Raw genomic sequence first — 17,726 nt, 5'->3', positions numbered from 1 at the left:
CATATGATCGGTCCCTGGAGGGCCACCTACGCGGACGTAGGGTGGCCTCTGGGATCGCCGGCTGGCCGGACGGTTCCGAACCGCCGCCCCAAGGGAGGTCCAGTTCAGTGACGAGCCAGGTCAGTAGCGCGGCAGAGAAGGCCGATGAGGCCAACGACGCCGTCCTCGGGGGTCAGCGAGCCCCCCTGTCAGGTACGACGGGAACCACGGGCGGCGACGGGAAGGAAGTCCGTCGCCTGGACCGGGTGATCATCCGTTTCGCGGGCGACTCGGGTGACGGTATGCAGCTCACGGGTGACCGGTTCACCTCGGAGACCGCTTCCTTCGGCAACGATCTCTCCACGCTGCCGAACTTCCCGGCCGAGATCCGCGCCCCCGCGGGCACCCTGCCGGGGGTCTCTTCCTTCCAGTTGCACTTTGCCGATCATGACATTCTGACCCCGGGTGACGCGCCCAACGTCCTGGTCGCGATGAACCCGGCCGCGCTGAAGGCGAACATCGACGATGTTCCGCGCGGCGCGGAGATCATTGTGAACACCGATGAGTTCACGAAGCGGCCGATGGCGAAGGTCGGGTACGCGACCAATCCGCTGGAGGATGGTTCGCTGGAGGCCTACAACGTTCATCCGGTGCCGTTGACGACGTTGACGCTGGAGGCGTTGAAGGAGTTCGGGCTGCCTCGTAAGGAGGCGGAGCGGTCGAAGAACATGTTCGCGCTGGGTCTGCTGTCGTGGATGTACCACCGGCCGACCGAGGGCACCGAGACGTTCCTGCGGCAGAAGTTCGCGAAGAAGCCGCAGATCGCCGAGGCGAACGTGGCGGCCTTCCGGGCGGGCTGGAATTTCGGCGAGACGACCGAGGACTTCGCGGTCTCCTACGAGGTCGCGCCGGCCTCGCAGGCCTTCCCCACCGGCACCTACCGCAACATTTCGGGAAACCTCGCGCTGTCCTACGGGCTGATCGCGGCCGGGCAGCTGGCGGACCTGCCGTTGTATCTGGGGTCGTATCCGATCACTCCCGCGTCGGACATCCTGCACGAGCTGTCGCGGCACAAGAACTTCGGCGTGCGGACGTTCCAGGCGGAGGACGAGATCGCCGGGATCGGTGCGGCCCTGGGTGCGGCGTTCGGCGGGGCGCTGGGCATCACGACGACCTCCGGTCCGGGGGTGGCGCTGAAGTCGGAGACGATCGGGCTTGCGGTCTCCCTGGAGCTGCCGCTGCTGATCATCGACATCCAGCGGGGCGGGCCGTCGACCGGGCTGCCGACCAAGACCGAGCAGGCCGACCTGCTGCAGGCGATGTTCGGCAGGAACGGTGAGGCCCCGGTTCCGATCGTCGCTCCGCAGACTCCGGCCGACTGTTTCGACGCCGCGATCGAGGCGGCCCGGATCGCCCTGACCTACCGCACCCCTGTCTTCCTGCTCTCCGACGGCTATCTCGCCAACGGCTCCGAGCCGTGGCGGATCCCGGACACGGCAACCCTGCCCGACCTGAAGACCCCCTTCGCCACGGGCCCGAACCACACGCTGGCGGACGGGACGGAGGTGTTCTGGCCCTACAAGCGCGACCCGCAGACGCTGGCCCGCCCGTGGGCCGTCCCCGGGACGGCCGGCCTGGAGCACCGTATCGGCGGGATCGAGAAGCAGGACGGCACGGGCAACATCTCCTACGACCCGGCCAACCACGACTTCATGGTCCGCACCCGCCAGGCCAAGATCGACGGCATCGAGGTCCCCGATCTCCAGGTCGACGACCCCGCCGGGGCCGACACCCTGGTGCTCGGCTGGGGATCGACGTACGGGCCGATCACCGCGGCGGTACGCCGACTGCGGGCCGCCGGGGCGTCCATCGCCCAGGCCCACCTGCGCCACCTCAACCCCTTCCCGAAGAATCTCGGCGAGGTGCTGAAGGGCTACGACAAGGTCGTCGTCCCTGAGATGAACCTCGGCCAGCTCGCGATGCTGCTCAGGGCGAAGTATCTGGTGGACGCCCACAGCTACAACCAGGTCAACGGAATGCCGTTCAAGGCGGAGCAGCTCGCCACGGCCCTCAAGGAGGCCATCGATGCCTGAGACCGAAGAACTGCTCCACAACGAGCTGCTGCAACTGGTGCCCAAGGCCGAGGCGAAGCAGTCCATGAAGGACTTCAAGTCCGACCAGGAAGTGCGCTGGTGCCCCGGCTGCGGCGACTACGCCGTCCTCGCCGCCGTCCAGGGCTTCATGCCGGAGCTGGGGCTCGCGAAGGAGAACATCACCTTCGTCTCCGGAATCGGCTGCTCCTCCCGCTTCCCGTACTACATGAACACCTACGGGATGCACTCCATCCACGGCCGCGCCCCCTCCATCGCGACCGGACTCGCCACCTCGCGGCGCGACCTGTCCGTCTGGGTCGTCACCGGCGACGGCGACGCCCTCTCCATCGGCGGCAACCACCTCATCCACGCCCTGCGCCGCAACGTCAACCTCAAGATCCTGCTCTTCAACAACCGGATCTACGGGCTGACGAAGGGCCAGTACAGCCCCACCTCCGAGCTGGGCAAGATCACCAAGTCGACGCCGATGGGGTCGCTCGACGCACCGTTCAATCCGGTGTCCCTCGCCATCGGCGCGGAGGCCACGTTCGTGGCGCGCACGGTCGACTCCGACCGCAAGCACCTCACCAGCGTGCTGCGCGCGGCCGCGGAGCACTCGGGCACGGCGCTGGTGGAGATCTACCAGAACTGCAACATCTTCAACGACGGCGCTTTCGAGGTCCTCAAGGACAAGGAGCAGGCCGCCGAGGCCGTCATCCGCCTCGAACACGGCCAGCCGATCCTCTTCGGCTCCCAGGAGCCGAAGGGCGTCGTGCGCGATCCGGCCACCGGCGATCTGATGGTCGTGGCCGTCACGGAGGAGAACCGCTCGCAGGTCCTCGTCCACGACGCCCACGCGGAATCGCCCACGACGGCGTTCGCGCTGTCCCGGATCGCCGACGCGGACACCCTGCACCACACCCCCATCGGAGTGCTGCGCAGCGTCGAACGGCCCGTCTACGACACCCTGATGTCGGACCAGCTCGACGCCGCCGTCGAACAGAACGGCAAGGGCGACCTCGGCTCCCTCCTCGCCGGCAACGACACCTGGACCGTCGTCGGCTGAGGCCGGTCGAGGACCGTACGCGCGCCGTCCGGGGCCCGGACCCGATCCCACACGGAGATCAGGTCCGGGCCCCGTCGTATGCCTCGCGTGCCGCCCGCACCGCGTCCACCCGGCGTTCGGTCCAGCGGGCGAGCGCCCACACCTGCTCGGCGGCCTCGATGCCGAGCGGGGTGAGCGTGTAGTCCACCCGCGGCGGGATCACCGGCTTCGCGTCCCGGTGGACGAAGCCGTCGCGCTCCAGCGTCCGGAGGGTCTGGGCCAGCATCTTCTCGCTGACCCCGCCCACCGCGCGGCGCAGTTCGCTGAAACGGTACGAACGCTCCAGCAGCGCCGCCAGTACGAGGACGCCCCAGCGGCTCGTCACGTGTTCCAGGATCAGCCGGGACGGGCACATGGGCTGGTTGACGTCCCAGGCCAGGAGCGCGGACAGGGCCGAAGCCGGCGCCGGACCCGGGGCCGGATCCGCCTCCCGCACCTGCCTGCCCGCGCCCTCGGTCGCGGTCCCGTCCGCACCCTTCGAACTCCTAGCACTCTCTGTCATACCAGTACCTTACTTCAAAGTGGGTACTTTCCTAAAGTTAGCGCCACCCGTAGGGTCGTCATCACAAGCCGGAAACGGACCGAACCACCTCAATCGGAGACCCTCATGAGCATCGTTGTCACCGGAGCCACCGGCGCACTCGGCCGCCTCGTCGTCGACGCCCTGCTGACCACGGCCCCGGCCGGCGAGGTCGTCGCGGTCGTGCGTGACAAGGAGAAGGCCGCCGCGCTCGCCGCCCGGGGCGTAGAACTGCGCATCGCGGACTACGACCGCCCCGAGTCCCTCTCCGGAGCCTTCCGGTCCGGCGACCGGGTGCTGCTGATCTCCGGCAGCGAGGTGGGCAAGCGCGTGCCGCAGCACGCCGCGGTCGTCGACGCGGCGAAGGCGGCGGGCGTCGCACAGTTCGCGTACACCGGCGTGCTCGGCGGGCCGGACGCGGACTTCACCCTGGCCGACGAGCACAGGGCCACCGAGCGGCTGATCCTCGACTCCGGACTGCCGTACACGTTCCTGCGGAACGGCTGGTACACGGAGAACTACACCGCCAACCTGGCACCGGTCCTGGAGCACCACGCGGTGCTCGCCAACGCGGGCGACGGGCGCGTCGCCTCCGCCACCCGAGCCGACTACGCCGCCGCCGCGGCCGCCGTGCTGACCGGCGACGGCCACCTGAACACCGCCTACGAGCTGAGCGGCGACACCGCCTGGTCGCTCGCCGAGTACGCCGCGCTGCTGTCCGAGCTGACCGGCGAGGAGATCACGTACAGGAACGTCCCGGCCGCCGCGCACCAGGAGGTCCTGGTCGGCGCGGGCCTGCCCGAGGGCTTCGCCGCGATCCTCGTGGACGTGGACGAGGCGATCGGCCGGGGACGGCTGGCGGGGACGAGCGGCGACCTCGCCCGGCTCATCGGCCGCCCGACGACGCCCCTCGCCGAGACCGTGCGCGCCGCCCTGCCCACCGCCTGAGCCTCGACACGCCCCCGCACCACCCGCCCCACCCCGTCACGCGGGAACCTGTCATGAGCGTTCCGCCCGCCATGAGCGTCCGCCTCTCATGAATGCTCCGCCTGCCGTGAGTGCTCCGCCTGTCATGAGTGTTTCCGTGAGACGGCTATGACACGCAGCCCATCCGGCGCTACCGTCATGCCGTCGGCGGATCCGCCGGCGCGGGCGGGCCGGGAGGGCACGTGGAGGGGAAGAACGAACAGCGGGCAGGCCTGCTGTACGGAATCGGCGCGTACGGGATGTGGGGCCTGGTCCCGCTGTTCTGGCCGCTGCTCAAGCCGTCCGGGGCGATCGAGATCCTCGCCCACCGGATGGTCTGGTCGCTCGGCGTCGTCGCCGTCGCCCTGCTGGTCGTACGCCGCTGGGCCTGGATCGGCGAACTGGTCCGCGACCGGCGCAAGCTGGGCCTGATATCGGTCGCGGCGGCGACCATCACGGTCAACTGGGGCCTGTACATCTGGGCCGTGAACAACGGCCAGGTCGTCGAGGCCTCGCTCGGCTACTTCATCAATCCGCTGGTCACCATCGCCATGGGCGTCCTGCTGCTGGGCGAACGGCTGCGGCCGGTCCAGTGGGCCGCGGTCGCCACCGGGCTGGTCGCCGTCCTCGTCCTGGCGATCGGGTACGGCAAGCCGCCCTGGGTCTCGCTGGTACTGGCGTTCTCCTTCGCCACGTACGGCTTGGCGAAGAAGAAGGTGAACATGGGCGGCCTGGAGTCCCTGGCCGCCGAGACCGCCGTGCTCTTCGTGCCCGCGCTCGGCTTCCTGCTCTGGCTCGCCGCCACCGGCGGGTCGACGTTCACGGCCGGGGGCGCGGGGCACGGGTTCCTGCTCGCCGCGACGGGCATCGTCACGGCGGTGCCGCTGATCTGCTTCGGCGCGGCGGCGGTCCGGGTGCCCCTGTCCACACTGGGGCTGCTCCAGTATCTGGCCCCGGTCTTCCAGTTCGGACTGGGTGTCCTGTACTTCAACGAGTCGATGCCGCCCGAGCGGTGGGCCGGGTTCGCCCTGGTCTGGCTGGCGCTGTCGCTGCTGACCTGGGACGCGCTGCGCACCGCCCGACGCAACCGGCTGCTGGCACTGAGGCTGCTGGCGACGGCGGCCGCCGCACCCGCATCCACGATCCCGGACTCCGCGGCCACGACCCCGGACCCGACGATCCCGAACCCGACGACCACGGACCCCACGACCACGACCCAGGACCCCGCACAGCAAAAGATTACCTAGTTGCTTTTCTTACTCGGTTACGTTTTCCTGATCCTGGATGGACGGGAAGCGTGACCGAAGGAGAGGCATGGGCATGACCGACGTACTCATCGTGGGCGCGGGACCCACCGGGCTGGTGCTGGCCTGCGATCTGGCCCGGCGAGGCTCGGCCGTACGGATCGTGGACCGGTCCCCCGTCCCGCCACGCACCTCGCGCGCCAAGGGGCCTAACCCCCGGTCCCTGGAGATCCTGGACGATCTCGGAGTGGCCGAGGAGGTGCTCGCCGCCGGTTCGGCCCCGCTGCCGATGCTCAAGTACCGCGACCGACGCCCGGTCGCGGAGGCCGATCCGTGGGCGGACCACGCACCGTCCCCGGATGCCCGCTACGACCGCGGATGGCTGATCGCCCAGTGGCGACTGGAGGGAATCCTCCGCGACCGGCTCGCCGGGTACGGCGTCCGCGTAGAGACGGGCCGCGAGGTCGTGGGCCTGACACAGGGCGGGGACGAGGGCGAGGGCGACAGAGGCCGCAGCGGGGAAGGCGGCGACGGGGGCCATGTCGACGTCACGTACGCCGATGGGCCGGGCGGACGGGCACGGTACGTCGTCGGTTGCGACGGAGCCCACAGCTCCGTACGGAAGCTGCTCGGGATCGGGTTCGAGGGGACCACCGACGAGGACCAGGTGATGGTCTGCGGCGACGTCGACCTGGCCGAGGACGCCCTGGACCGCACCCGCTGGCACCAGTGGTTCGACCAGGACGGCGCGGTGATGCTCTGCCCGATCCCCGGCACACGGACGGGCTGGTGGTTCCAGGCCGGGCCGGAGCGGGACGGGCGGGGGCGGCCGCTCGCGCCCACCGCCGACGGGTTCCGGCGGCTGCTCACCCGCCACACGGCTCTGCCCGGCCAGGATCTGACGCGGGCGGAGCTGCTGTCGACGTACCGGGTCAACGTACGGATGGCGGACCGCTTCCGCGCCGGGCGGGTCCTCCTCGCGGGCGACGCGGCGCACGTGCACGCCATCGCGGGCGGCCTCGGGATGAACACCGGTATCCAGGACGCGTTCAACCTGGGTTGGAAACTGGGGCTGGTGCTCGCCGGCCACGCGGACGCGGAGTTGCTGGACACCTATGAGGAGGAGCGGCTTCCGGTGGCGGCCCGGACCCTGGACCTCGCTTCGGAACGGCTGCGGGCCACCCTGGAGGCGATCCGCCGCCCCGGCGGCGGCCTGGACGCGGCGATCACCACCGACACGACCGGCCTGGGCGTCGGCTACCGCTGGAGCTCCCTGGCCACCCACCACGCGGGTGCTCCAGCGGCCTTGGCCGCCGGGGACCGCGCCCCGGACGCACCCTGCGCCGACGCCGCGACCGGGACACGGACCCGGCTGCACCGCGTCTTCGCGGGCCCCCGCACCACGGTCCTCGGCTTCGGCTCCGGGAGCGCGGCGGTCCTGCGCGAGGCGGCGGAGGCGTTCGGCGACGCCGGTGTGCGTGGCTGCCGGGTGTACGCGGCGCACGAAGACCGGGCCGGGGCGGTGGAGCCCGGAGCGGTGGTCGACCACGCGGGCCACGCGGCCGCAGCGTACGGAACCGGAGCCTCCGTTCGTACCGGCGGCGGCACCGTCGTGGTCGTCCGCCCCGACCACCACGTGGGCGTTGTCGCCCCGGCGGACGACGCCCGCTCCGTACGGGAGTATCTGCGTCGGCTCCACGGAACGGGCCGGTCCGCGGAACGGTCCCCCGGCATGGTGGACGCCGCGCGGTAAAGGCTGATTGAGTGCCCGGATGGGGACTGTCCTGGGGGCCATGAGAAACGTGCGGTGGCACGAGTTGCAGCACGCGTACGGCTCCGCGTCCCAGGTTCCCGGTGTGCTGTCGCGGATCGCCTGGGGTGACGCGCCGACCTCGGACGAGGCCCTGAGCGATCTGGAGCGCTGGATCGGCACTCCGCCCGTCTTCGACTCGACGGCGGCGACGGTGCCGTTCCTCTGGGAGCTGGCGGCGACGGACACGGTCAGGGACCGGACGGGCGTCCTGGACCTGCTCGCCACGATCCTGGCCGCCGGGAACGCCGAGCACCCGGCGTGGACCCGCGCCGCGCACGACGCGGTGGCGGCGGGCCGCGCCACGGCCGCCCGGCTGGCCGCCGCGCCCGAGGCCGGGGGCGCCGACCCGGCGCGGACCGTACGCGCGGCGGCCACGCGCCTGGTGGCCGCGATCGACCGGCACGCCTGCCCGGCCTGCGCCGGTCTCCGCCCGCGCGAGGCACGGGTGCACTGACCGGGCGTTGCCTGAACCCGTGACGGCACACCCCTCGAACCGGCCGGACGGCGGTGCATAGAGTTGGCCCCATGTCGAAACCTGACGAACTGCTTGTTGATATCGCTGCCCTGGTGGAGTCCGGGCACAGCAATCAGATGACGCTGACCGTGGTCGCCGGTGGTGCTGTCATCACCGGCCGGCTGGCTCCCGAAGCGGTCTGGAGGCAGCGGGTGTCGGAGGTCCTGGCCGACTCGGCCCGCCTGAGCGAATTCTCCGCCGTCTTCACCGCCTCCGCGCCTGTGGAGAAAGCGCCCACGCATCTGCACTTCCATGTGGCGCGAATCCTGCAGGGAACGGTGGGGATCCCGGACACGGGCGGGATGTACCGCGTGGCGATCGAGGACGTCAGCGCCTGGACCATGGGCGACTTCAGCTATTCCGACCACTGAGATACGTCACGGTGCTCTGACGGAACCCTGCCCGCGGCGGGCCCGACCCGCGCCCGCCGCTCGGGCCACACCGTTTCCTGCCGGCGGGCGCTGCCGCTCATCGACGAGCGGCACGGCGGCGAGCCGCCGGGCGGGGGTCGACGCCGCCTCAGCCTGCGGTCGTCGGGTTCTCCGGTGCGGCGGCTTTGCGGTATTCGGCGTTGATCCGCTGGGCTTCTTCGAGTTGGTCTTCGAGGATGACGATGCGGCAGGCGGCCTCGATGGGGGTGCCCTGGTCGACCAGCTCCCGAGCGCGTGCGGCGATGCGCAGCTGGTAGCGGGAGTAGCGGCGATGCCCGCCATCGGAACGCAGCGGGGTGATGAGGCGGGCTTCTCCGATAGCTCGGAGAAAACCCTGCGTGGTACCGAGCATCTCGGCGGCCCGGCCCATCGTGTAGGCGGGATAGTCGTCGTCGTCGAGACGCCCGAACGAGTCGCCTGCTGTCATTTGCACCTCTCTGTGGAGCGCGTAGAGGGGCCCGAGTGCCGTATGGCACTCGGGCCCCGAAGGAACTGCTGACACCATCCGCCGGCCCTGGTTACTGCGCCGGCCTTCTGTTTCCGCTGACCCGACCTGGAACTCGCCGGGGTCGCGGGGATCGCGGTTGCTTGACCGGAGACCACCTCACTATCGATGTCCTGCGGTACCCGGGCTCACCAATCCGCCCGGGCGATCCTGATGGCGCCTCGCTCCTCCGTTCTTCCCTCTGAAATGAATCACTTGCCTACTGCTGGATACCGCTGGGTACCGCTCCCGCGTGAAACGCGGCACTTGCCGACGGCGGCCCCTGATCACTGCGGGCCGCCCGGTGCGGCCGCCAGCCCCGTCGCCGTCCTGCAACAACCCTGGCTTCGGAACTCCGCCACCGCACCGCTCTTCGAACGGCATCTGCTTGCACTGCTGCCCGGCAGTTCATCTCTGCCGGGCCCTGCTGTCTCTTTGGGCTACGAGAAAAACAATAACCACAGCACCGCCTAATGTCTACTCTGACGAACACAGATTTTCGTGACCCCTGCACAGAGATAGTTCCCCGCCGGTCACAGGGAGCCCACAGTCCCTCTTCACTCGTCGTCGGCGACGAGACGGGCGCGGTGGGCCCGGACCTTGTGGCGGTTGCCGCAGCGCTCCATCGAGCACCAGCGGCGCCTGCCGGGGCGGGAGGTGTCGACGAACAGCAGGCGGCAGCCGTGCGCGCCGCACGCGCGGATCCGGTGGGCGTACGCCCCGGTGAACAGGTCGACCGCGTCGCGTGCGACGGTGGACAGCAGCCCGGTCCCGGTGCCCCCGGGAGCCCACTCCCGGCCCCCTCCCGGGGTCAGCCGGGCCGTCAGGGGCGGGTGCGCCGCCGCGTCGTTGAGAGTGGCGAGGTCGTCCGGACCGGGCGGCTCCCCCGCCACATGGCCCTCCGCCAGCCGCCAGAGCGCATCGCGCAACGCACGCGCGTCCGCCACCTCCGCCGCACTCACGACGAGCGCGGGGCCCGGACCTGATCCCGGACCTGATCCCGATCCGGACCCGGCCTTCGCCCCGAGCCCGTCCGGCAGCCGGCTCTCCTCCGCCCAGCGCACCAGGTCGACCGGCTCACGCAGCACCTCGAAGTACGCCAGCGGGCCCGGGCCTCCGGTCGGCAGCAACTCCAGAGACAGCGCGCCCGGATCGAACCGGAAGGAACTGCCGTCCGGATGCCGCAGCAGCAGCCCGGAAGGCCCCCGCCGTTCCGGCCGATCCGGCGTGTCCGTTGCCCTTGCACTCATGTAACCACTATAAACGGTTTCCATGACACAGACACTGTCCTGGAAGCTCGTGATCGACAGCGCCGACCCGCACGCGCAGGCTGGATTCTGGGCGGCCGTCCTGGGCTATCTCGTGGAGGACAACAGCCCGCTGGTCGAGCAGCTGCTCGCGGCCGGAGCCGTGCCGGAGGCCATCACGACCCACGCCCACGGCCGCCGCGCCTGGCTCGACCTCGCGGCGGCCCGGCATCCGGACGACCCGTACGACGAGGTCAGCGGTACGGGGCAGGGGCGGCGGCTGCTGTTCCAGCGGGTACCGGAGCCGAAGACGGTGAAGAACCGCCTCCACATCGATGTGCACTCCGCGCCGGGGCAGCGCGACGCGGAGGAGGAACGGCTGCTGGGGCTGGGCGCGCGGGCGGTCCGCACGTACGACGAGCAGGGCGGGAGCTGGATCCTCATGACGGACCCCGAGGACAACGAATTCTGCCTGAGCTGACCTGCGGTGAACGTTGCGGGCAGGCGGGCACCCGCCCGCGATGCCCGCCTGTCAGCCCCGTCAGCCCTGTCCTTCAGCCCCGTCCGTCAGCCCCGTCAGCCCCGTCAGCCCCGTCCGTCAGCCCCGTCAGCCCCGTCAGCCCCGCCCGTCAGCCCTGCCCGCAACTGCGGCAGACACCCCGGCGACGCAGGTAGTACAGGTAGGTGGCGGCGCCGAGGGCGACACCCCAGACCGCCCACAGGATCGCGGGACCCGTGATCCCCCACGAGGTCAGCTCGAAGCCCCGCACCGCCATCAGCCCGCCCGGAACGAGCGCGACCGCGACGACCCCGGCCGGAATGATGGCGGTCGCCGGATGGACCGTCCGCCCCTTCTTCCACCACACCCAGCGCGGCCACACCTCGCCCCACCTGGCGATCAGCCCGTGCATCAGCAGGCTGCCCAGCGTCGACACCACTCCCAGCGCGAGCCCCATCTCCAACATGCCGGGCGTGTCCTGCATCTCCTTCAGGAACTCGTCGGTGACGCCGAGCGGCCATCCGAAGTACCAGGCGATACGGGTGATGTCGTACGGGAGGGTCGAGAGCACGGCCAGCCAGACCGCCCGCCGCCCCCAGGTAAGCAGCCTGATGCCGTCGGTCCAGCGGCCGGGCCCGTGCGGGGACCGGCCGCAGTACACGCACTGCCCGTTGGTGCGCCGCTGGTACGCGAGCGTCGCGGCGACCCACACCAGCCCGCCGACGAAGAGGATCATCAGGTTCCCGCGGTGCCAGTACAGGATGTCGCCCATGTCCTGCGGGCCCGGCACCCCGGTAAAGACGAACACGAGCAGGGCCGGCGAGAACGCCAGCAGCCCGAGCAGCGAGTAGTCGTTGATCAGAAGGCTCAGGGCGATACCGGCCGCCCACCCGTAGACGAGGAGGGCCTTGCGGACCCGGCCGGTCCCGAGGTTCTTCAGCATTAGGACACCGGCGACCACCCCGAGGGCGCAGAACAGGGCCAGCACCGGGGCGACGACCTCGGCCCGGCTCGGCTCCAGGATCGATCCGGAGGACCGGTCCTCGTGGACCCGCTCGAAGGGGTAGCTGTCTCCGCCGAGCGCCCAGTACAGCGCCGCCGCCCCGTAGAGCGCCGACCATACGACCGCCAGGTAGCCGGACCAGACCGGCCACCCGGACCACCAGCGTCGGCGGCGGCGGTCCGCGGCGGCCTGCGGGAAGGTCCCCCCGCTGGGCGGCGTTTCGGTCACGGTGCTCGGCATGGTGGTGGGCCCCCTGGTCTCCGCCCGCACGCGGACCGGTGTCCGGTGTCGGAGGATCAAGGCTTCCGCGCGGGGCGCTTCCGCACATCTGCCGAACGGCAGATCTCCTCGCCGAACCCGGCCGGGGTGCTGGGTGGGCCGCCGCTCGGCCGTCGGCGGTTGATCGACGGGATCCGCCGACGGGTGCGGGCCGGGGCCCGTGGCGGGATCTGCCACCGAGTACGGTCCGTGGCGGACGGTTCAAGGGCTCTGGGCCTTCCGGGACGGAACACCTAGGCCCCCTCGGCCCGGGCTCCCGGCCCGCCGCCCCCGTCGCGGTCGCGCCGCACCTCTTCCCGGATCCGCTCCGCCATGAGATCGGCGAGCGGGTCCGTCACGTCCCAGGAGTGCGCGCCAGGGTGCCGGTCGTACAGCACACAGGCCTCCCCCTTCTTGACGGACAGCCGGTGGATGACGGCCGGGCACGGCAGCAGTTCCTTGAAGCGGAACTTCCGGCGCTCATCGGCGTCGGTCCAGAACATCCACAGATCCCGTCCGGCTCGGGCCGAGGCCGACCAGAGCTGGGCCGCGTGCTCGATCGCCTCCTCGTGCGCGCCGAGTTCGCAGAGCAGGAACTCGTCCAGGTCGGGCGCTTCCGGCGCCGCGCCGGGCCTGCCCTCCAGACCCATGAGCGCGACGCGCGCCCCCATCTCGGGCAGTTCGGAGAAGGCGGTGCACTGCAACATGGCGTTCATCCTTGCCGGTGAGGGGTGGCGGAAGCAGGGGAAGGGGAGAGGGGGCGCATGACGAGCCCGTACCAGGACGCGGCGTCCCGGGCGACGAACTCGTACGGCAACCCGTCCGCGAGCCGCCCCAGCGCGTAGTCGTGCTCGCGGAAACTGCCCGCCCAGGAACGGAGTTCGGCCGCTGCGTCGCGTCGGCCCCCGGCAGGGGCCGGGTTCAGCGCACCGGCCGGGACCCAGGAGGCGTACGGGTCCGGGTCGAGCGCGTCCGCGAAGCGCCGGGCCTGCCGCCGCAGCCAGCACAGGGCCAGTCGCCGCGTCGGGGCGAGGATCCCGCCGAGCCGGACGGACCGCGCCGCGTCACCACCGTGACTCTCGGCAACGTACCAAGTCGCTTGCTGGTGAAGGACGTTCACAGGACCTCGCCCCGGCTGCGGGCGTTGAGCCGTGCGGTCCTGGCCCTCAGTTGCTCTATGAGAAGCGCGGGCCGGACCCGGTGCGGCTCGGCCTCCCACTCGGCCCCGCCGCCCACGGGCCGCAGCGACCAGTAGGGGCCGGCGACCCCACGGAACTCGCCCACACGGTCACCGCGCCCGGTGTCCACCACGAGCGTGCCGAGGGCCGGGGGGTCGGGGGGTTCTGGCGGATTCGGGCAGACGTTCTCGCCGTACACCGATCGCTCCTCTCTGTAGCCGTACGACTACCGGGGCGATTCAGCGTGACCTAACGTGAGGAGCCATTCAACTTGCCTATTCGGCACGGAAGATCGGGGCTGGGGTCCGTGAACATCAAGGAGTTGAACCCGGAAAGCTCGGCGCAGGCGGCCTACGGTGCGCGTCTGCGCGGCTTACGGGAGAAGCGTGGCTGGACGCAGGAAGTTCTGGGGGACCACAACGGCTACTCCAGCACGCACATCTCGTCCGTGGAAACTGGTCGCAAACTCGCTACCTTGCGCTTTTCGCGCAGTACGGACCGGGTGCTGGGGCTCATCGGGACCGAGGCGTCGTTCGAGCGCGAGCTGGGCCAGATCAAGCACGGCAGCCTGCTGGAGGGCTTCCCGGAGTTCCTCGGTTACGAGCGCCGGGCAGCGGAGATCCGGCTGTACGAGGTCGGTGTCATGCCGGGCCTGCTCCAGACCCCGGAGTACGCCAGGGTCCTGGCCGACAGCGCCGTCAGGCGACAGGCGATCACGGCGGACCAGGCACAGGAGCGCGTCGCGCTGGTCGCGGAGCGTCAGGCGGCCCTGGTCCGGGAGAAGCCGCCGCTGGTCTTCGCGATGCTGGACGAGAGCTGCCTCCGCAGGCCGGTCGGCGGACCGGAGGTCATGAAGGCGCAGATGGACCGCCTGATCGAGTTCGCGGAACAGCCCAACACCGTGATCCAGGTGGCCTCTTTCGACATGGGCGAGCACCGCCCGTTCGACCTACCGGTCACCATCCTGACCATGCCGGACCGCTCGCTCATGTCGTACGCGGAGTCCGCGCAGCAGGGCTATCTGGAGCGTGAAAGTGGCTCGGTGGTGCCGCATCTGACGGCCTACCATCAGATGCAGGCGGTAGCGCCCTCCCAGGCGGCGTCCGTAGACATGTTCAGGCAGCTGCGAAAGGGCACCCCGTGACAACCGAGACCCCCCGCTGGTTCACGTCCTCGTACAGCAACAACGGTGGCCAGTGCGTCGAGGTCGCCACCAACCTCGCCACCCCGCACGGCATCGTCCCCGTCCGCGACTCCAAGAACACGAGCGGCCCGGTCCTCGACCTCCCCGCCACCGCGTTCACCGCCTTCGTCGCGGGCGTCCGGGCCGGCGGCTTCGGCACCGCCTGAGCCGTACCGCGAGACCGCACCGCGTCCGCACGCACCCACGCGGTGCGGCCCCGCGTCGCTCAGTCCGGCCAGGCCCACTCGATCCCGTACACGCCTGGTACGCACCGCGTCGGCACGTAGTGGGTCGTGTGGAAGTCGTCCAGGGCCGTGCGGTGGCGTTGGCTGGGGTCGGCGCCGATCCGCTCGCGGCGGTATCCCCAGCAGCGGGTGGGCACTGCACGGGGGTCGAAGCGTACGTTCAGCAGGTACGCGCGCAGCGGGACGGTGACGCGGCGCTCGTGCTGCCAGGAGACCTCCCCCTCGGCGCGCAGGGTGTAGGCGATGACCGCCGTCTCCGTACGGGCCAGTCGGCGGCCGAGCGGAATGTCGGCAGCCACGCAGCCCAGCTCCTCCAGGAAACGGATGCCCGGTGCGGGACGGCCGGGGACGGCGAGGGCGGCCGTTCCGGCCTTCGGTGAGTCGAGGAAGTGGACGACGCTGAGGTGGTCGACGCCGTCGCGCACGGCCTGGACGACGGTGGTCACCGAGGTCTCGCGGATGGCACGGCGCTCGTCCAGGCAGACCGTCTCCTGGACGGTGAGCGCACGCAGACCGGCGTTGAAGTGGGCGAACGCGTCACCGAGTGCCTGCTCCACATCGGAGTCCTCACCGAAGACTCCGCGGGCGGCGGCCGGGTCGGGCGGGCGGGCCCCGCCCCGGGGGCGGTGCGGCCCGAGCAGCGAGCGCAGAGCGCCGGTCGGCAGGTCGAGCAAGGGCTCCAGGGCATCGACGGCGCGCAGCGACTGGGCCTTCTCCGGCTGGCTGCGGCCACGTTGCCAATGGCTGAGGGTGGCGAGGCTGACGGATATCTGCTGGGCGCGCAGATGGTCGCGGACGCGTTCCAGCGGGAGCCCGCGTCTGCGCAGGGCCTGACGGAACACGGCCGCGAACGTCGCGTCGGCTCCTGGGAACTCTTCGAGTACGTCTACGTCTTCGGGGGATTCGGGGGATTCGGGGGATTCGGCGGCATCGAGAGCGTCGACGTCGGGGAAGGGATGCGGCATGGCGTCTCTCAACGGTCTGCGGGCACCGGCGGCTCGAGGGCCGCCCACCTTAGCCGGTGGACGGCCCCTGGTCAGCCCTTCTGTCCGCAGGTCAGTTGGTGTTGAGGGTCAGCCCGTAGTAGGCGAGGGTGTCATCGAGCGGCTGGAAGTAGGAGGAGCCGCGGGAGTTGACTCCGCCGGTGCAGCGCTGGTTGGTGGGGCCGCCGGAGGTCATGCCCTGGGCCTGGTTGCCGGAGATGTACGCGCCACCGCTGTCGCCGCCCTCCGTGCAGACGCTGGAGGTGGCGAGGCCGGTGACGACGGTGTCGGGCCCGCCGTTGAGGTCGACGTAGGTGACCGAGACGTTGTAGGAGCCGACCGTTCCGCAGGTCCAGCCCGTGGTGGCACCGGACTTGCAGAGCGATGCGCCGGATGCGGCCCGGCTGCTGCCCCGGACGGCGATGGGGTTGGTGTTGCCCCAGGTACCGACGCTGGTGGTGATGGAGTGGCCGGAGTTGATGGAGGCGATGCCCATGTCGACACTGCGGGTGCCGAGGGCGTAGCGGGTTTTGGTGCCCTTGGCGAAGGCGGCGCCGTCGTAGCGCAGGGTCGGGAGGTTGGCGACGCAGTGGCCGGCCGTGACCAGGTACTGGTTGCCGGACCGGTCGCGGGCGCCGTAACCGACGGAACACCAGCCGGTGGTGCTGTTGATCGTCATTTTGCTGCCGGGGTATATCGCGGCCTGGGGGGCGAGCTTCTCCTCGCCGCGCACGATGTGAACGGCGGAGCCGTGCTTCGCCGCCGCGGCGAGGAACGCCTTGGCGGGGGCCGAGCGGTCGCTGTTCACCTTGACGACGACCCGGTCGGAGGCGAGGTCCACGGACCAGGCCACCACTCCGGCGGGGGCGCTCTTCGCGGCGGCGACGTCGAGCTGGGCCTTGATCCGGTCGAGGGTTTCCTCGCCGCGAACGGGCAGCCGGGCTTCCAGCCCGGCCTGTTCGAACCGGGTGACGTCGGCGGGCTTCTCGGCGTTCACGGTCAGGTCACCGGAGGCGTCGAAGAACGCGCCGTCGTCGACCAGTCCGCTCTCGCGCAGGTCGGCGAGCCGCTTCTGCTGGGCATCCTGCCGGTCCAGCCGGTCGGTCGCCGCCTTCTCGTCCACGCCGAGCGACGCGGCGAGCGCCCGCACCATCCCGGGCTGGTAGAGCGGGGCGGACGAGTCCCCGGCGGGGGCGGCGTCCCGGGCCTGGGCGGCGGCCTGGGTTCCCATGACCACGGTGACCGAGAGCGCGGCCGCCACGAAGGCGAATCTGTACGTGCCGGAACGGCGGGAATTCTGGGGATTGCGAGAACTGCGGGAAATACGCACGCTGATTCCTTCCGGATGGCAGGCAGAACTCGCGAGGGGGGTTGTATTCGGCGATGCGTCAGCGCGCGTCGCCGGGAGTGAGTTCCGCCAGGCAGCGGGAGCAAGGCCCGTCGCGACATGAACTTTGGCCCAACGGATCAGTGCCAGCAAGGTGCCTGACGGGGGGAAGTTTTAACAGAACGCCGGGAAGACTGTAAAAGCCGCCGTTCGCAATTCACCTCCTGCCGAAGCGCGAATCCGCGCGTCCGCACCCACGCGAATCGTCATTCCGTCAGCCTTCTCAACATGGCCACGGTCGAGTGACGCCGGGGTCGCGACGGCTCATCCACGCCCGCGCGGCCGGCGTCTCCACACCGAACCGCTCGTGGAGGTGCTCCAGCGCCCGGGCGACGACCCCGGCGAGCGGGTCGGCGCCGATCTCCTCCGGTAGAGACCTGTCGAGGTAGCGCTCCCGACCGCCCGAGGGGCGGGTTGGGAGCCCGGGGGAGGCTTCGCACCGACAGCGGTGGGTACATCCGCAGACATGGACGCCGGCGCATGGATATCGCTGATAGCTACGGGGATCGTCTTGCTCATCCTGGCGGGGCTCATCTGCTACGAGCATGGGGGATCCGGCGCGAACCGGAGCCGGGAGCGTGACCTCGGTCCGGA

At 70.8% G+C, this 17,726-nt stretch carries 19 protein-coding genes and 1 pseudogene; 10 read left to right on the top strand and 10 right to left on the bottom strand.

What is annotated here, in order from left to right:
- Positions 1–107 precede the first annotated feature (107 nt).
- Positions 108–2,072, top strand: coding sequence for a 2-oxoacid:acceptor oxidoreductase subunit alpha (locus tag ACIRJT_RS01640; RefSeq protein ID WP_403903143.1), 1,965 nt, complete (start codon positions 108–110; stop codon positions 2,070–2,072).
- A complete protein-coding gene (locus tag ACIRJT_RS01635; protein ID WP_403903141.1) occupies positions 2,065–3,138 on the top strand; it encodes a 2-oxoacid:ferredoxin oxidoreductase subunit beta in 1,074 nt (357 codons plus the stop codon). Before ACIRJT_RS01640 ends, ACIRJT_RS01635 begins: the two co-directional genes overlap by 8 nt.
- Positions 3,139–3,196: 58 nt before the next feature.
- Here the strand turns inward: ACIRJT_RS01635 and ACIRJT_RS01630 are convergent, their stop codons facing one another.
- The gene (locus ACIRJT_RS01630; protein WP_371627955.1) at positions 3,197–3,532 is read right to left on the bottom strand and encodes a winged helix-turn-helix transcriptional regulator; all 336 of its coding nucleotides are present in this window, start codon (positions 3,530–3,532) and stop codon (positions 3,197–3,199) included.
- A gap of 252 nt (positions 3,533–3,784) precedes the next feature.
- On the opposite strand from ACIRJT_RS01630, the gene ACIRJT_RS01625 reads away from it, so the two are divergent.
- The 5 genes from ACIRJT_RS01625 (at position 3,785) to ACIRJT_RS01605 (ending at position 8,605) form a co-directional block, all read left to right on the top strand.
- Positions 3,785–4,645: an SDR family oxidoreductase gene (locus ACIRJT_RS01625; RefSeq protein ID WP_403903139.1), complete on the top strand. Its 861-nt coding sequence runs from the start codon at positions 3,785–3,787 to the stop codon at positions 4,643–4,645.
- A gap of 221 nt (positions 4,646–4,866) precedes the next feature.
- Positions 4,867–5,910, top strand: a complete 1,044-nt coding sequence (gene rarD, locus ACIRJT_RS01620; RefSeq protein ID WP_403903137.1) for an EamA family transporter RarD — start codon at positions 4,867–4,869, stop codon at positions 5,908–5,910.
- A gap of 67 nt (positions 5,911–5,977) precedes the next feature.
- Positions 5,978–7,660, top strand: coding sequence for an FAD-dependent monooxygenase (locus ACIRJT_RS01615; protein WP_403903134.1), 1,683 nt, complete (start codon positions 5,978–5,980; stop codon positions 7,658–7,660).
- A 19-nt stretch (positions 7,661–7,679) separates the two neighbouring features.
- On the top strand, positions 7,680–8,174 hold the full coding sequence (locus ACIRJT_RS01610) for a hypothetical protein (protein WP_403903131.1): 495 nt from the start codon (positions 7,680–7,682) through the stop codon (positions 8,172–8,174).
- Between the two features lie 71 nt (positions 8,175–8,245).
- Positions 8,246–8,605: a hypothetical protein gene (locus ACIRJT_RS01605; RefSeq protein ID WP_403903128.1), complete on the top strand. Its 360-nt coding sequence runs from the start codon at positions 8,246–8,248 to the stop codon at positions 8,603–8,605.
- Positions 8,606–8,753: 148 nt separating this feature from the next.
- Here the strand turns inward: ACIRJT_RS01605 and ACIRJT_RS01600 are convergent, their stop codons facing one another.
- Both ACIRJT_RS01600 and ACIRJT_RS01595 read right to left on the bottom strand, forming a co-directional pair.
- Positions 8,754–9,092 (bottom strand): MerR family transcriptional regulator, encoded by a 339-nt coding sequence (locus ACIRJT_RS01600; protein WP_403903126.1) that lies wholly within the window; start codon positions 9,090–9,092, stop codon positions 8,754–8,756.
- 614 nt (positions 9,093–9,706) lie between these two features.
- Complete coding sequence (locus ACIRJT_RS01595) at positions 9,707–10,399, bottom strand: CGNR zinc finger domain-containing protein (protein ID WP_403903124.1); 693 nt, start codon at positions 10,397–10,399, stop codon at positions 9,707–9,709.
- A gap of 22 nt (positions 10,400–10,421) precedes the next feature.
- Between ACIRJT_RS01595 and ACIRJT_RS01590 the strand changes: the two genes are divergently transcribed.
- Positions 10,422–10,877 carry a VOC family protein gene (locus ACIRJT_RS01590; protein ID WP_403903122.1) on the top strand — a complete coding sequence of 152 codons (456 nt, stop codon included), beginning with the start codon at positions 10,422–10,424 and terminating at the stop codon, positions 10,875–10,877.
- Positions 10,878–11,025: 148 nt separating this feature from the next.
- Here ACIRJT_RS01590 and ACIRJT_RS01585 read toward each other — a convergent pair whose 3' ends face one another.
- From ACIRJT_RS01585 to ACIRJT_RS01570, 4 genes are all read right to left on the bottom strand, one after another.
- Entirely contained in the window at positions 11,026–12,138 is a 1,113-nt protein-coding gene (locus tag ACIRJT_RS01585; protein WP_403903120.1) for an NYN domain-containing protein, read from the bottom strand.
- A 272-nt stretch (positions 12,139–12,410) separates the two neighbouring features.
- Positions 12,411–12,863 carry a hypothetical protein gene (locus tag ACIRJT_RS01580; RefSeq protein ID WP_403903118.1) on the bottom strand — a complete coding sequence of 151 codons (453 nt, stop codon included), beginning with the start codon at positions 12,861–12,863 and terminating at the stop codon, positions 12,411–12,413.
- A 5-nt stretch (positions 12,864–12,868) separates the two neighbouring features.
- Positions 12,869–13,276 carry a hypothetical protein gene (locus ACIRJT_RS01575; protein ID WP_403903116.1) on the bottom strand — a complete coding sequence of 136 codons (408 nt, stop codon included), beginning with the start codon at positions 13,274–13,276 and terminating at the stop codon, positions 12,869–12,871.
- Positions 13,273–13,533 carry a hypothetical protein gene (locus tag ACIRJT_RS01570; protein WP_403903113.1) on the bottom strand — a complete coding sequence of 87 codons (261 nt, stop codon included), beginning with the start codon at positions 13,531–13,533 and terminating at the stop codon, positions 13,273–13,275. Before ACIRJT_RS01570 ends, ACIRJT_RS01575 begins: the two co-directional genes overlap by 4 nt.
- A 108-nt stretch (positions 13,534–13,641) precedes the next feature.
- Between ACIRJT_RS01570 and ACIRJT_RS01565 the strand changes: the two genes are divergently transcribed.
- Both ACIRJT_RS01565 and ACIRJT_RS01560 read left to right on the top strand, forming a co-directional pair.
- Entirely contained in the window at positions 13,642–14,478 is an 837-nt protein-coding gene (locus ACIRJT_RS01565) for a Scr1 family TA system antitoxin-like transcriptional regulator (protein WP_403904403.1), read from the top strand.
- Positions 14,475–14,684 (top strand): DUF397 domain-containing protein, encoded by a 210-nt coding sequence (locus tag ACIRJT_RS01560; protein ID WP_403903111.1) that lies wholly within the window; start codon positions 14,475–14,477, stop codon positions 14,682–14,684. The genes ACIRJT_RS01565 and ACIRJT_RS01560 overlap by 4 nt, the downstream gene beginning before the upstream one ends.
- A gap of 59 nt (positions 14,685–14,743) precedes the next feature.
- On the opposite strand, the gene ACIRJT_RS01555 is transcribed toward ACIRJT_RS01560, so the two are convergent.
- The 3 genes and pseudogenes from ACIRJT_RS01555 to ACIRJT_RS01545 form a co-directional block, all read right to left on the bottom strand.
- Positions 14,744–15,727: a hypothetical protein gene (locus ACIRJT_RS01555; protein ID WP_403903108.1), complete on the bottom strand. Its 984-nt coding sequence runs from the start codon at positions 15,725–15,727 to the stop codon at positions 14,744–14,746.
- A gap of 91 nt (positions 15,728–15,818) precedes the next feature.
- Positions 15,819–16,976 (bottom strand): S1 family peptidase, encoded by a 1,158-nt coding sequence (locus tag ACIRJT_RS01550; RefSeq protein ID WP_403904401.1) that lies wholly within the window; start codon positions 16,974–16,976, stop codon positions 15,819–15,821.
- Between the two features lie 412 nt (positions 16,977–17,388).
- Positions 17,389–17,553: pseudogene (locus tag ACIRJT_RS01545) on the bottom strand (AraC family transcriptional regulator); the annotation flags it as partial.
- Positions 17,554–17,726 lie beyond the last annotated feature (173 nt).

It is taken from the genome of Streptomyces sp. NPDC102283, from assembly GCF_044766265.1.
In the GTDB taxonomy this organism is placed as follows: domain Bacteria; phylum Actinomycetota; class Actinomycetes; order Streptomycetales; family Streptomycetaceae; genus Streptomyces.
The sequence above is the reverse complement of the archived record's forward strand: the minus strand, read 5'-3'. Positions and strand labels throughout refer to the sequence as shown.

Bases quoted from the DNA above. Each gene is read 5' to 3' on its own strand.
- ACIRJT_RS01600 (WP_403903126.1), bottom strand. From the start codon at position 9,092: ATGACAGCAGGCGACTCGTTCGGGCGTCTCGACGACGACGACTATCCC.
- ACIRJT_RS01585 (WP_403903120.1), bottom strand. From the start codon at position 12,138: ATGCCGAGCACCGTGACCGAAACGCCGCCCAGCGGGGGGACCTTCCCG.
- ACIRJT_RS01605 (WP_403903128.1), top strand. From the start codon at position 8,246: ATGTCGAAACCTGACGAACTGCTTGTTGATATCGCTGCCCTGGTGGAG.
- ACIRJT_RS01580 (WP_403903118.1), bottom strand. From the start codon at position 12,863: ATGTTGCAGTGCACCGCCTTCTCCGAACTGCCCGAGATGGGGGCGCGC.
- ACIRJT_RS01550 (WP_403904401.1), bottom strand. From the start codon at position 16,976: ATGGGAACCCAGGCCGCCGCCCAGGCCCGGGACGCCGCCCCCGCCGGG.
- ACIRJT_RS01630 (WP_371627955.1), bottom strand. From the start codon at position 3,532: ATGTGCCCGTCCCGGCTGATCCTGGAACACGTGACGAGCCGCTGGGGC.
- ACIRJT_RS01555 (WP_403903108.1), bottom strand. From the start codon at position 15,727: ATGCCGCATCCCTTCCCCGACGTCGACGCTCTCGATGCCGCCGAATCC.
- ACIRJT_RS01615 (WP_403903134.1), top strand. From the start codon at position 5,978: ATGGGCATGACCGACGTACTCATCGTGGGCGCGGGACCCACCGGGCTG.
- ACIRJT_RS01625 (WP_403903139.1), top strand. From the start codon at position 3,785: ATGAGCATCGTTGTCACCGGAGCCACCGGCGCACTCGGCCGCCTCGTC.
- ACIRJT_RS01590 (WP_403903122.1), top strand. From the start codon at position 10,422: ATGACACAGACACTGTCCTGGAAGCTCGTGATCGACAGCGCCGACCCG.
- ACIRJT_RS01610 (WP_403903131.1), top strand. From the start codon at position 7,680: ATGGGGACTGTCCTGGGGGCCATGAGAAACGTGCGGTGGCACGAGTTG.
- ACIRJT_RS01635 (WP_403903141.1), top strand. From the start codon at position 2,065: ATGCCTGAGACCGAAGAACTGCTCCACAACGAGCTGCTGCAACTGGTG.
- ACIRJT_RS01595 (WP_403903124.1), bottom strand. From the start codon at position 10,399: ATGAGTGCAAGGGCAACGGACACGCCGGATCGGCCGGAACGGCGGGGG.